Origin of the sequence: Enterobacter sp. MGH 4 (assembly GCF_000534735.1) — a bacterium.
Lineage (GTDB): Bacteria > Pseudomonadota > Gammaproteobacteria > Enterobacterales > Enterobacteriaceae > Enterobacter > Enterobacter intestinihominis.
On the sequence record NZ_KI973289.1, the window covers coordinates 239,865 to 253,343 of the forward strand.

Genomic DNA, 13,479 nt, shown 5'->3' on the forward strand with positions numbered 1-13,479 from the left:
GCGGGCGGGGGATATGGTCCGTACCTGATGATGGTTTGCCTGTTCGTCATGTGCGCCACCATTGGTTTGTTCATCTCCAATACCGCAACGGCGGTGCTGATGGCGCCTATTGCGCTGGCGATGGCAAAATCGATGGGCGTTTCGCCCTATCCGTTTGCGATGGTGGTAGCGATGGCGGCGTCCGCGGCATTTATGACGCCGGTATCTTCCCCGGTCAATACCCTGGTGCTGGGGCCGGGAAACTATCGATTCAGCGATTTTGTAAAGCTGGGCGTGCCGTTCACCGTGCTGGTGATGCTGGTATGCGTGGTGCTGATTCCGGTGTTATTCCCGTTCTGAGAACATTTCCGGGTGGCGGCTACGCCTTACCCGGCCTACGTGATCCGTAGGCCCTGCAAGCGCAGCGCCGCTGGGCGAAAAACTACAGCGGTGAATCCTGACTGATCTCATCCAGCGACAAATGGAAGCTCGGCACAAACACCTGCATAAAGTAATCCATCTCTTCGCTACGGCGGGAGTCGAGCGTTTTCTCCAGGCGCGTTTTCGCCAGCAGGAACTCGTTATTCCCCGCGGATAACTCTTCCAGACATTTCAGGTAGGCGCACAGCGCATCGGCCTGCTTAACCAGGGATTTCTCCTCTTCCGTATACTGATGCTCGTCGATCAGCGGCCCGAAGATATCACGCAGCTCATCAGGCACCATATCGATCAGCTTCTGCTGGGCAATCTTCTCAATGGCCTTATATTCCTGGGCAATCTGCGAGTTGAAATATTTCACCGGCGTAGGCAGATCCCCGGTCAGCACTTCCGATGCATCGTGGTACAACGCCAGCAGGGCGATACGTTCGGCATTAACCTGCCCGTTGAATTTGCGGTTTTTAATCGCGGCCAGCGCATGAGCGACCATGGCAACCTGCAAACTGTGCTCAGACACATTTTCAGTGCGCACGTTGCGCATCAGCGGCCAGCGGTTGATGAGTTTCAGGCGGGAGAGGTGGGCAAAGAAATGACTCTGACTCATAGGTTACCTTATGTCTTCACTGCGACGGACTTCATTGTGCGGGGAGGGGAGGGAAGATGCAAATTTGCAGATGTTACAGGCCGGGTAAGCGCAGCGCCACCCGGCGGAAAGTCAGCGTTACTGATGGTACCCCGAGAGGAATCGTCCGAAGCGGCTGATGGCCATTTCGAGATCGTCTTCGCGCGGCAGGGTTACAATACGCACGTGATCCGGCCACGGCCAGTTAAACGCCGTCCCCTGAACCAGCAGCACTTTTTCCTGCAACAGGAAGTCGAGCACCATTTTCTGGTCGTCGTGAATATTGAAGCGCTTCGCGTCGATTTTCGGGAACATATACAGCGCGCCGTTAGGCTTCACGCAGGAGACGCCCGGAATATCATTAATTAATTCCCATGCACGGTTGCGCTGTTCATAGAGGCGGCCGCCTGGAACGATAAACTCGCTGATGCTTTGATAGCCCCCGAGTGCTGTCTGGATCGCATGTTGCGCCGGTACGTTGGCGCACAGACGCATGGATGCCAGCATCTCCAGCCCTTCAATGTAGCCTTTCGCATGTTTTTTCGGACCGTTCAGTACCATCCAGCCCTGACGGAAACCGGCAACGCGGTAAGTTTTAGACAGTCCGTTAAAGGTGACCGTCAGCAGATCGGGCGCCAGCGCGGCGATAGAGTGGTGCTGCGCCGCGTCGTACAGGATCTTGTCGTAAATCTCGTCGGCAAAGATGATCAGGTTGTGCAGGCGGGCGATCTCGACGATCTCTATCAGCAGCTCTTTTGAATAGACCGCGCCCGTCGGGTTATTCGGGTTAATGATCACGATTCCCCGGGTGCGCGGTGTTATTTTGGCGCGAATGTCATCCAGATCCGGGAACCAGTCCGACGATTCATCGCAAAGATAGTGCACCGCTTTACCGCTGGAGAGCGATACCGCAGCCGTCCACAGCGGATAGTCTGGAGCGGGAACCAGCATTTCATCGCCGCTGTTCAGGAGCGCCTGCATCGCCTGAACGATCAGCTCCGAGACACCGTTGCCAATGTAGATATCTTCAACGGTGACGTCGCGCATACCGCGAGCCTGGTAGTGCTGCATAATGGCTTTACGGGCGGAGTAGAGCCCTTTTGAATCGCAGTAGCCTTGTGCAGTGGGCAGGTTACGGATCACATCCACCAGGATCTCATCCGGCGCTTCAAAACCAAATGGCGCGGGGTTGCCGATGTTGAGTTTCAGAACCTTATTGCCTTCCTCTTCAAGGCGTTTTGCCTCTTTGAGTACCGGGCCACGGATGTCGTAACAGACGTTGTCGAGCTTGCTGGATTTTTCGATAGGGGACATGAACCTTTAACCTTTTCGCTATTATTGCAACTTCCTGCCGTGGAAGCAGCACGGAACAATGTACTCCCACCGCGCTTCGTTTTGAAGGGCGCACAAAAGAAGATTTTGTCCAACCAGGCAGCACTGCTGTGATTGCTTAATCTAATGATGGAGTGATTTTGCGCCTGAAATTACCGTGAAAACGCTTAATGTTGGGTTTTTTATGCTGAAAGTTTCACATAAATATTAATATTATTCTGATTTAAATAAAAAGACGATCCGGGCTGAAGCGTTAGTCCCCCTGAGTGACCATTCGTAAAACCTGAATGCTGAGATACAGTTTGCTCTATTAGCAAAGCCAGGTTAAAAGTTACTCATGTGAAATTAATGTTAAGTGTTATTAATGAATGGCCTGAATCAAAATTAAACTTTATTTATTATTAACGACGAAAATGCAACTTTCGTTAATTTTAATAAAAAGAGTGTAGTTGCTTATCATTGGCGTTAAATCCGTTATATTGCAATAAGACTTATAAATATAGTGGATTTGGGTTAAGATGTGTTTTGGGAATGCAGCGTAGCGATAGGCCTGTTACGTATATCAGCTTCTGCCTTCCTGTATTAATCGATTGTTATTGTTAAAGTAATCTCTGGCTGATTGGGTAAGTCACATCTTGCTACGCTGGCAACGCTGCGATATAGATGGCAGAAAACATGTCTTACTCTTAATGGAATTTACATCTACCTTCAGATAACGAAATATCCTGAACGCAAGAGAATAAAAATAACGTCATGAAACGTGATTTCTGACTGTTGATATACCAAAGTACAATAACTATCTGTCAGGCAGTCTGCCGGGCCGGGACGCGAGGGAAACTCTTCAGAAGGAATTGCTTAACTGTTACACACAGCTTCAACCCGGGCAGCTCCGCACGAGCAACCTGAAAGTGAAAAGATATGATAAATGCAAATCGTCCGATAATGAATCTCGACCTCGATCTGCTGAGAACGTTTGTTGCGGTCGCCGATCTCAACACTTTTGCAGCAGCTGCTGCCGCCGTTTGCCGTACCCAGTCCGCCGTGAGTCAGCAAATGCAGCGGCTGGAACAACTGGTTGGTAAAGAGCTTTTTGCGCGTCATGGACGTAATAAGCTTTTAACAGAACATGGTATTCAGCTTCTGGGTTATGCCAGAAAGATACTGCGCTTTAACGATGAAGCCTGTATGTCATTAATGTTTAGCAACCTTCAGGGAGTGTTAACATTAGGGGCGTCAGATGAATCAGCAGATACCATTTTGCCCTTCCTTCTCAACCGAATTAGCTCGGTTTATCCGAAGCTTGCCCTGGACGTTAGCGTTAAACGCAATGCCTTCATGGTTGAGATGCTGAAAGAAAACGAGGTTGACCTGGTGGTCACCACGCATCGACCTGGCCAGTATGACTGCCTGACGCTGCGTACTTCTCCTACGCACTGGTACTGTGCCGCGGAGTACGTATTGCAAAAAGGTGAGCCAATACCCCTGGTCCTGCTGGACGATCCTAGTCCGTTCCGCGATATGGTGCTGACTGCGCTCAACGAAGCCAGTATTCCGTGGCGCCTGGCGTACGTTGCGTCAACGTTGCCTGCGGTACGAGCGGCAGTGAAGGCCGGACTTGGCGTAACAGCCCGTCCGGTGGAGATGATGAGCCCCGATCTGCGTGTGCTGGGTCAATCTGAGGGACTCCCGTCGTTGCCGGATACGGAGTACCTGCTGTGCCATAATGCCGCCAGCAACAACGAGCTAGCGAAAGTGGTATTCGAGGCAATGGAAAACTACCACAATCCATGGCAGTACGCGCCTGTTACTCCGGAAGGAGGGGATGACTCCCTGATTGTGGAAAGGGATTTTGAGTGATCATTCCCCCAAAATTCTCGTAACAAAATGTAAGTGCAAAAAAGAGCCACTCGCATGATTTTTTCCTGCGAGTGGTTTTTTTTGCTATTCATAACCGCGAACGGAGCAGGGTTAAAGCAAATACCGCTTATTTATCAATGCAGAAAATGCTTTTGGTTAAGCTATAAACGATACCTCTTCTAACTTGCCTAATACCCCGCCGATGTTAAAAAAACAGGAAATATGTTGCTGTTTTTTTGATTGAATTAACAAAAGCGTGTCTCAGATCAAGAAAATACTCCCATTTGGGGGGAGGAATCGTTGGCAAATCCTGTCAAAATAGGAGGGTTATTTTTTTTACTTCCAAAACGGACACGATTCAACAAGATGCATTTGACGTAAAGTCATGTACCCACCAGGGTTAAAGGGCACCAAATGTTAATGAGAATCGCACGTTGTAATTTAATGTGAAGAAACCTTTGTTAAAGTTGACAAAAGGTTATAGAAAGGAGTAAAAAACCCCATCATTTTGCTGTCTATGTCTCATTTCTGACAGTTAGTGTAAGGTTATTTTGTTCCTCCCCATGAATCGATGTGATGCCCATCTGCCAGCAAGAGCAGTGTCGTCGGTATCACTTTTGATGAGTAAGCAATGAGTATGTCAACATCCACAGAAGTCATCGCTCATCACTGGGCATTCGCAATCTTTCTTATTGTAGCCATTGGCCTGTGCTGCCTGATGTTAGTCGGCGGCTGGTTCCTGGGCGGTCGCGCCCGCGCAAGGCACAAAAACACACCTTTCGAATCAGGTATTGATTCAGTAGGTACCGCTCGCTTACGCCTGTCTGCCAAGTTCTACCTGGTAGCCATGTTCTTCGTCATTTTCGACGTGGAAGCGCTTTACCTCTTCGCGTGGTCTACCTCCATTCGCGAAAGTGGTTGGGTGGGCTTTGTCGAGGCCGCAATTTTCATTTTAGTGTTACTGGCCGGTCTGGTTTATCTGGTGCGTATTGGCGCGCTGGACTGGACACCTGTGCGTTCACGCCGTGAACACATCAACCCGGAAAACAGTATCTCTAATCGTCAGCAGTAACAGCGAGGCAATAAGATGGATTATACGCTCACCCGCATAGATCCTAACGGTGAGAATGACCGTTACCCCCTGCAAAAACAGGAGATCGTAACCGACCCCCTGGAGCAAGAAGTCAACAAAAGCGTGTACATGGGCAAGCTCGAACATGCCATGCACGATATGGTCAACTGGGGTCGTAAGAACTCCATCTGGCCATACAACTTTGGCCTTTCTTGCTGCTACGTTGAAATGGTGACGTCATTCACTGCGGTGCATGACGTTGCGCGTTTTGGGGCCGAGGTACTGCGTGCTTCTCCACGTCAGGCTGACCTGATGGTGGTGGCCGGGACCTGCTTTACCAAGATGGCACCGGTTATTCAGCGTCTTTATGACCAGATGCTGGAGCCAAAATGGGTAATCTCCATGGGCGCATGTGCAAACTCCGGCGGTATGTACGACATTTATTCCGTTGTGCAGGGCGTTGATAAGTTCATTCCGGTGGATGTGTACATCCCGGGCTGCCCGCCGCGTCCAGAGGCCTATATGCAGGCGCTGATGCTGCTGCAGGAGTCAATCGGTAAAGAACGCCGTCCGCTCTCCTGGGTTGTTGGCGATCAAGGTGTCTATCGCGCGAACATGCAGTCTGAGCGCGAGCGTAAACGTGGTGAACGTATTGCCGTCACCAACCTGCGTACGCCTGACGAAATTTAATTTGCGCCTGTGGGCCTGGAGAACACCTTCGCATATCACTACTCAAATAGCGCGAAGCCAGGCTTAACAGTCACCACGGACCATTTGCAATGGTGAACAATATGACCGACTTAACCGCGCAAGAAGCCGCCTGGCAGACCCGGGATCATCTCGATGATCCCGTCATTGGCGAACTGCGCAACCGTTTTGGGCCGGATGCCTTTACTGTTCAGGCCACCCGCACCGGGGTACCCGTTGTTTGGGTGAAGCGTGAGCAATTACTGGAAGTTGTCGATTTCCTCAAGAAATTGCCAAAACCTTACGTCATGCTGTTTGACTTACACGGCATGGACGAACGTCTGAGAACGCACCGCCAGGGTCTCCCTGCTGCGGATTTTTCCGTTTTCTACCACCTGATCTCAATAGACCGCAACACGGATATCATGCTCAAGGTGGCATTGTCTGAAAACGACATGCATCTGCCGACGATCACCAAACTTTTCCCAAACGCTAACTGGTACGAGCGTGAAACCTGGGAAATGTTCGGCATGACCTTCGACGGCCACCCGCATCTGACGCGCATCATGATGCCGCAGACCTGGACCGGCCACCCGCTGCGTAAAGACTACCCGGCACGCGCCACCGAATTCGACCCGTTTGAGCTGACCAAAGCCAAGCAGGATCTGGAGATGGAAGCGCTGACCTTCAAGCCGGAAGACTGGGGCATGAAGCGCGGCACCGAAAACGAGGACTTCATGTTCCTCAACCTCGGTCCAAACCACCCCTCTGCGCACGGTGCATTCCGTATTATCCTTCAGCTTGACGGCGAAGAAATTGTCGACTGCGTGCCTGACATTGGCTACCACCACCGTGGTGCCGAGAAGATGGGCGAGCGTCAGTCCTGGCACAGCTACATTCCGTATACCGACCGTATCGAATACCTCGGCGGCTGCGTGAACGAAATGCCATACGTGCTGGCCGTTGAGAAACTGGCAGGCATCACCGTCCCGGATCGCGTTAATGTGATTCGCGTGATGCTGTCTGAACTGTTCCGTATTAACAGCCACCTGCTGTACATCTCCACGTTCATTCAGGACGTCGGCGCGATGACGCCGGTCTTCTTCGCCTTTACCGACCGTCAGAAAATCTACGATCTGGTGGAAGCGATTACCGGTTTCCGTATGCACCCGGCCTGGTTCCGCATCGGCGGCGTGGCGCACGATCTGCCGCGCGGCTGGGACCGCCTGCTGCGTGAATTCCTCGACTGGATGCCGAAACGTCTGGCGTCTTACGAGAAAGCCGCGCTGCGTAACTCCATCCTGAAAGGCCGCTCCCAGGGCGTTGCCGCCTACGGCGCGAAAGAGGCGCTGGAGTGGGGAACCACAGGTGCTGGCCTGCGCGCAACCGGTATTGATTTCGACGTGCGTAAAGCCCGTCCTTACTCTGGCTACGAGAACTTCGACTTTGAAGTCCCGGTTGGCGGCGGCGTTTCCGACTGCTACACCCGCGTGATGCTGAAAGTGGAAGAGCTGCGCCAGAGCCTGCGCATCCTTGAGCAGTGCCTCAACAACATGCCGGAAGGCCCGTTCAAGGCGGATCACCCGCTGACGACGCCGCCACCGAAAGAGCGCACGCTGCAACATATCGAAACCCTGATCACCCACTTCTTGCAGGTTTCCTGGGGCCCGGTCATGCCGGCACAAGAATCCTTCCAGATGATTGAAGCGACCAAGGGTATCAACAGCTACTACCTCACCAGCGACGGCAGCACCATGAGCTACCGTACCCGCGTGCGTACGCCAAGCTTTGCGCACCTGCAGCAGATCCCGGCCGCCATTCGCGGCAGTCTGGTCTCCGACCTGATTGTGTATCTGGGTAGTATCGATTTTGTTATGTCAGATGTGGACCGCTAATTATGCACGAGAATCAACAACCACAAACCGAGGCTTTTGAGCTGAGTGAAGCAGAGCGTGCCGCCATTGAGCACGAGATGCACCACTACGAAGACCCGCGTGCGGCGTCCATTGAAGCGCTGAAAATCGTACAGAAACAGCGTGGTTGGGTGCCGGATGGGGCGATCTATGAGATCGCAAAAGTGCTGGGCATTCCGGCGAGTGACGTAGAAGGCGTAGCCACGTTCTACAGCCAGATCTTTCGTCAGCCGGTCGGCCGCCATGTGATCCGCTACTGTGACAGCGTTGTCTGCCACATTACCGGTTATCAGGGCATTCAGGCTGCGATTGAGAAGAAACTTAATATTAAGCCGGGCCAGACCACGTTCGACGGACGCTTTACCCTGCTGCCAACCTGCTGCCTGGGTAACTGCGACAAGGGACCGACCATGATGATTGATGAGGACACTCACAGCCATCTGACGCCGGAAGCGATTCCTGACCTGCTGGAGCAGTACAAATGAAAACTGTAATTCGTACTGCTGAGACGCATCCGCTGACCTGGCGTCTGCGCGAAGACAAACAGCCGGTCTGGCTCGACGAATATCAGAGCAAAAACGGCTATGCCGGTGCGCGTAAAGCCCTCGGCGGCATGGCGCCAGACGACATCGTTAATGCGGTGAAAGAGTCTGGCCTGAAAGGGCGCGGCGGTGCGGGCTTCTCCACCGGTCTGAAGTGGAGCCTGATGCCGAAAGATGAATCCATGAACATCCGTTACCTGCTGTGTAACGCCGATGAAATGGAGCCGGGTACCTATAAAGACCGCCTGCTGATGGAACAGCTGCCGCACCTGCTGGTGGAAGGCATGCTGATCTCCGCGTTCGCGCTGAAAGCGTACCGTGGCTACATCTTCCTGCGCGGTGAATACATCGAAGCGGCTGAAAACCTGCGTCGCGCGATTGCCGAAGCCACTGAAGCCGGACTGCTGGGTAAAAACATCCTGGGCACCGGGTTTGACTTCGAGCTGTTCGTGCACACCGGTGCCGGCCGTTATATCTGCGGTGAAGAAACCGCGCTGATTAACTCCCTGGAAGGCCGCCGCGCGAACCCGCGCTCCAAGCCACCGTTCCCGGCAAGCTCCGGCGTGTGGGGTAAACCGACCTGTGTAAACAACGTCGAAACCCTGTGTAACGTTCCGGCTATCCTTGCGAACGGCGTGGAGTGGTATCAGGGCATCTCATCAAGTAAAGATGCCGGTACCAAGCTGATGGGCTTCTCCGGTCGCGTGAAGAATCCTGGCGTCTGGGAGCTGCCGTTCGGCACCACCGCACGTGAAATTCTTGAAGACTACGCCGGCGGCATGCGCGATGGCCTGAAATTCAAAGCCTGGCAGCCGGGTGGGGCAGGGACAGACTTCTTAACCGAAGCCCACCTTGACCTGCCAATGGAGTTCGAAAGCATTGGTAAAGCAGGCAGCCGTCTGGGTACCGCGCTGGCGATGGCCGTCGACCACGAGATCGGCATGGTATCCCTGGTGCGTAACCTGGAAGAGTTCTTCGCCCGCGAGTCCTGCGGCTGGTGTACACCATGCCGTGACGGTCTGCCGTGGAGCGTGAAGATCCTGCGCGCTATCGAACGTGGCGAAGGCCAGCCTGGCGATATCGAGACACTTGAGCAACTGTGTCGATTCTTAGGGCCAGGAAAAACCTTCTGTGCCCACGCACCGGGTGCCGTCGAGCCGCTGCAGAGCGCGATTAAATATTTCCGCGACGAATTCGAAGCAGGCATCAAGCAGCCGTTCAGCAATACCCATTCTATCAATGGTATTCAGCCGAACCTGCTGAAAGCACGCTGGTAAAAACAGAATTTTGATTAACGCTCGGTTTCGGCCGAGCCAACTGGAAGCATGCTAATGGCTACGATTCATGTAGACGGCAAAGAATACGAAGTCAACGGGGCGGACAACCTGCTGGAAGCTTGTCTGTCTCTTGGCCTCGATATTCCGTACTTTTGCTGGCATCCGGCGCTGGGCAGCGTCGGTGCTTGCCGCCAGTGTGCGGTGAAGCAATATCAAAACGCGGAAGACACGCGTGGTCGACTGGTGATGTCCTGTATGACGCCAGCCACCGAAGGCACTTTTATTTCGATTGATGACGAAGAAGCCAAACAGTTCCGCGAAAGCGTAGTGGAGTGGTTGATGACCAACCACCCACACGACTGTCCGGTGTGTGAGGAGGGTGGTAACTGCCACCTTCAGGATATGACCGTCATGACTGGTCACAGCTTCCGTCGCTATCGCTTTACCAAGCGTACCCACCGAAATCAGGATCTGGGGCCGTTCATCTCTCACGAAATGAACCGCTGCATCGCCTGCTACCGCTGCGTGCGTTACTACAAAGATTATGCAGACGGTCAGGATCTGGGCGTGTATGGCGCGCATGACAACGTTTACTTCGGTCGTCCGGAAGACGGTACGCTTGAAAGCGAATTCTCCGGTAACCTGGTAGAAATCTGCCCGACCGGCGTGTTCACGGATAAAACCCACTCCGAGCGTTACAACCGTAAATGGGACATGCAGTTTGCGCCAAGCATCTGCCAGCAGTGCTCCCTCGGCTGTAACACCAGCCCGGGTGAACGTTACGGTGAACTGCGTCGTATCGAAAACCGTTACAACGGTACCGTTAACCACTACTTCCTCTGCGATCGCGGTCGTTTTGGCTATGGCTATGTGAACCTGAAAGACCGTCCGCGTCAGCCGGTTCAGCGCCGTGGCGACGACGTCATTACCCTCAACGCTGAACAGGCGATGCAGGGCGCGGCAGATATTCTGCGCCAGTCGAAGAAAGTGATCGGCATCGGCTCCCCGCGCGCCAGCATCGAAAGCAACTTCGCACTGCGTGAGCTGGTTGGGGCGGAAAACTTCTATACCGGTATCGCCCATGGCGAGCAGGAACGTCTGCAACTGGTGCTGAAAGTGCTGCGTGAAGGCGGTGTACACACGCCTGCGCTGCGCGAAATCGAATCCTATGATGCGGTTCTGGTGCTCGGGGAAGACCTGACGCAGACCGGCGCACGCGCGGCTCTGGCGGTTCGTCAGGCGGTGAAGGGTAAAGCACGTGAAATGGCAGCGGCGCAGAAAGTGGCTGACTGGCAGATTGCGGCGATCCTCAACATCGGCCAGCGCGCGAAGCATCCTCTGTTTGTGACTAACGTCGACAACACCCGTCTGGACGATATCGCCGCGTGGACCTACTGCGCGCCGGTTGAAGATCAGGCGCGCCTCGGCTTTGCCATTGCCCACGCGCTGGACAGCAACTCGCCGGCCGTTGAACTGGATCGCGACCTGCAGAACAAGGTCGACGTGATTGTTCAGGCGCTGGCGGGGGCGAAAAAACCACTGATCATTTCCGGTACCAACACCGGTAGCGCTGAAATCATTCAGGCCGCAGCGAACGTTGCCAAAGCCCTGAAGGGCCGTGGCGCTGACGTCGGTGTGACCATGATTGCCCGTGCGGTGAACAGCATCGGACTGGGCATGATTGGCGGCGGCTCGCTGGAAGAAGCGTTAAGCGAACTGGAATCCGGTTCTGCTGATGCGGTGGTAGTGCTGGAAAATGACCTGCATCGTCACGCTTCCGCCGCTCGCGTTGACGCCGCGCTCTCCAAAGCACCGCTGGTGATGGTTATCGACCATCAGCGCACCGCGATCATGGACAAAGCACACCTGGTGCTCTCTGCTGCAAGCTTCGCAGAAAGCGACGGGACGGTGATCAACAACGAAGGCCGCGCACAGCGCTTCTTCCAGGTTTATGACCCGGCCTACTACGACAGCAACACCGTGATGCTGGAAAGCTGGCGCTGGCTGCACTCTCTGCACAGCACCGTGCAGAGCCGTGAAGTGGACTGGACGCAGCTCGACCACGTTATCGACGCGGTTGTTGAGAAACTGCCTCAGCTGGCGGGCATTAAAGACGCCGCGCCTGACGCAAGCTTCCGTATTCGCGGCCAGAAACTGGCGCGTGAGCCGCACCGCTACAGCGGTCGTACTGCGATGCGTGCCAATATCAGCGTGCACGAACCGCGTCAGCCGCAGGATAAAGACACCATGTTCGCCTTCTCGATGGAAGGGAACAACCAGCCGTCTGCGCCGCGTTCGCAAATCCCGTTTGCATGGGCACCGGGCTGGAACTCCCCACAGGCATGGAACAAATTCCAGGCTGAAGTGGGTGGTCATCTGCGCCACGGCGATCCGGGCGTGCGTCTGATTGAAGCCTCCGAAACCGATCTGGACTTCTTCTCTACCGTTCCGGAACGTTTCCAGGCTCAGGAAGGCCACTGGCGTATTGCGCCGTACTACCATCTGTTCGGTAGCGACGAAATGTCCCAGCGTTCTCCGGTATTCCAGCAGCGTATGCCGCAGCCGTACATCAAGCTCAACCCGGCGGATGCCGCGAAGCTTGGCGTTAACGCGGGTGCGAACATTGCCTTTAGCTACGACGGCCAGACAATCAGCCTGCCGCTGATTATTTCTGAAAGCCTGTCAGCAGGGCAGGTGGGTCTGCCGATGGGTATGCCTGGCATCGCGCCGGTCCTGGCGGGTGCGCATCTTGATAACCTTCAGGAGGCAAAAGCATGAGTTGGTTAACGCCGGATCTTATCGACATCCTGCTGAGCATTCTGAAAGCGGTCGTCATTCTGCTGGTGGTCGTCACCTGCGGCGCGTTCATGAGCTTTGGTGAACGTCGTCTGCTCGGTCTGTTCCAGAACCGTTACGGACCGAACCGCGTGGGCTGGGGTGGTTCACTCCAGCTGGTGGCGGACATGATCAAGATGTTCTTTAAAGAGGACTGGGTTCCGCGCTTCTCGGACCGCGTGATCTTTACGCTGGCACCGATGATCGCCTTTACCTCGCTGCTGCTGGCGTTTGCTATCGTTCCCGTCAGCCCGACCTGGGTGGTGGCTGACCTGAACATCGGCATTCTGTTCTTCCTGATGATGGCAGGCCTCGCGGTGTACGCGGTGCTGTTCGCAGGCTGGTCCAGTAACAACAAATACTCGCTGCTGGGTGCCATGCGTGCTTCCGCGCAGACGCTGAGCTACGAAGTGTTCCTGGGGCTCTCCCTGATGGGCGTGGTGGCGCAGGCCGGTTCATTCAACATGACCGACATCGTCAACAACCAGGCCGACATCTGGAACGTTATCCCGCAGTTCTTTGGTTTTGTGACCTTTGCTATCGCGGGCGTGGCGGTGTGTCACCGTCACCCGTTTGACCAGCCAGAAGCCGAACAGGAACTGGCCGACGGTTACCACATTGAATATTCCGGTATGAAATTCGGTCTGTTCTTCGTGGGCGAGTACATCGGTATCGTCACCATTTCCGCGTTGATGGTAACGCTGTTCTTTGGTGGCTGGCATGGCCCGTTCTTACCGCCGTTCATCTGGTTCGCGCTGAAAACCGCGTTCTTCATGATGATGTTCATTTTGATTCGTGCGTCCTTACCGCGTCCGCGTTATGACCAGGTAATGTCCTTCGGCTGGAAAGTGTGCCTGCCGCTGACGCTCGTCAACTTGTTGGTAACGGCGGCTGTCATTCTCTGGCAGCAGCCATAAGGGGCTTT

General features: G+C 54.3%; 11 protein-coding genes. 9 read left to right on the plus strand and 2 right to left on the minus strand.

Annotated features, from left to right (window positions below):
- The coding region (locus L350_RS20945) for an SLC13 family permease (protein ID WP_032623860.1) at nt 1–339 on the plus strand (339 nt) is incomplete at its 5' end.
- Nucleotides 340–421: 82 nt separating this feature from the next.
- On the opposite strand, the gene yfbR is transcribed toward L350_RS20945, so the two are convergent.
- Together yfbR and alaA are read right to left on the minus strand one after the other, a co-directional pair.
- Nucleotides 422–1,021, minus strand: coding sequence for a 5'-deoxynucleotidase (yfbR, locus tag L350_RS20940; RefSeq protein ID WP_022648832.1), 600 nt, complete (start codon nt 1,019–1,021; stop codon nt 422–424).
- A gap of 117 nt (nt 1,022–1,138) precedes the next feature.
- Nucleotides 1,139–2,353 (minus strand): alanine transaminase AlaA, encoded by a 1,215-nt coding sequence (gene alaA, locus L350_RS20935; protein ID WP_032623861.1) that lies wholly within the window; start codon nt 2,351–2,353, stop codon nt 1,139–1,141.
- A gap of 936 nt (nt 2,354–3,289) precedes the next feature.
- Between alaA and lrhA the strand changes: the two genes are divergently transcribed.
- The 8 genes from lrhA (at nt 3,290) to nuoH (ending at nt 13,471) form a co-directional block, all read left to right on the plus strand.
- Nucleotides 3,290–4,228 carry a transcriptional regulator LrhA gene (gene lrhA, locus L350_RS20930; protein WP_032622483.1) on the plus strand — a complete coding sequence of 313 codons (939 nt, stop codon included), beginning with the start codon at nt 3,290–3,292 and terminating at the stop codon, nt 4,226–4,228.
- Between the two features lie 631 nt (nt 4,229–4,859).
- The gene (gene nuoA / locus L350_RS20925) at nt 4,860–5,300 is read left to right on the plus strand and encodes an NADH-quinone oxidoreductase subunit NuoA (RefSeq protein ID WP_003861475.1); all 441 of its coding nucleotides are present in this window, start codon (nt 4,860–4,862) and stop codon (nt 5,298–5,300) included.
- 15 nt (nt 5,301–5,315) lie between these two features.
- On the plus strand, nt 5,316–5,990 hold the full coding sequence (nuoB, locus tag L350_RS20920; RefSeq protein ID WP_003861482.1) for an NADH-quinone oxidoreductase subunit NuoB: 675 nt from the start codon (nt 5,316–5,318) through the stop codon (nt 5,988–5,990).
- An 89-nt stretch (nt 5,991–6,079) separates the two neighbouring features.
- On the plus strand, nt 6,080–7,882 hold the full coding sequence (gene nuoC, locus L350_RS20915; protein ID WP_003861484.1) for an NADH-quinone oxidoreductase subunit C/D: 1,803 nt from the start codon (nt 6,080–6,082) through the stop codon (nt 7,880–7,882).
- A 2-nt stretch (nt 7,883–7,884) separates the two neighbouring features.
- Entirely contained in the window at nt 7,885–8,385 is a 501-nt protein-coding gene (gene nuoE / locus L350_RS20910) for an NADH-quinone oxidoreductase subunit NuoE (protein WP_006176513.1), read from the plus strand.
- Nucleotides 8,382–9,719: an NADH-quinone oxidoreductase subunit NuoF gene (gene nuoF, locus L350_RS20905; protein ID WP_032623863.1), complete on the plus strand. Its 1,338-nt coding sequence runs from the start codon at nt 8,382–8,384 to the stop codon at nt 9,717–9,719. The genes nuoE and nuoF overlap by 4 nt, the downstream gene beginning before the upstream one ends.
- Nucleotides 9,720–9,773: 54 nt before the next feature.
- Complete coding sequence (gene nuoG, locus L350_RS20900) at nt 9,774–12,497, plus strand: NADH-quinone oxidoreductase subunit NuoG (RefSeq protein ID WP_032623864.1); 2,724 nt, start codon at nt 9,774–9,776, stop codon at nt 12,495–12,497.
- On the plus strand, nt 12,494–13,471 hold the full coding sequence (nuoH, locus tag L350_RS20895) for an NADH-quinone oxidoreductase subunit NuoH (protein ID WP_022648828.1): 978 nt from the start codon (nt 12,494–12,496) through the stop codon (nt 13,469–13,471). The genes nuoG and nuoH overlap by 4 nt, the downstream gene beginning before the upstream one ends.
- Nucleotides 13,472–13,479: the final 8 nt, after the last annotated feature.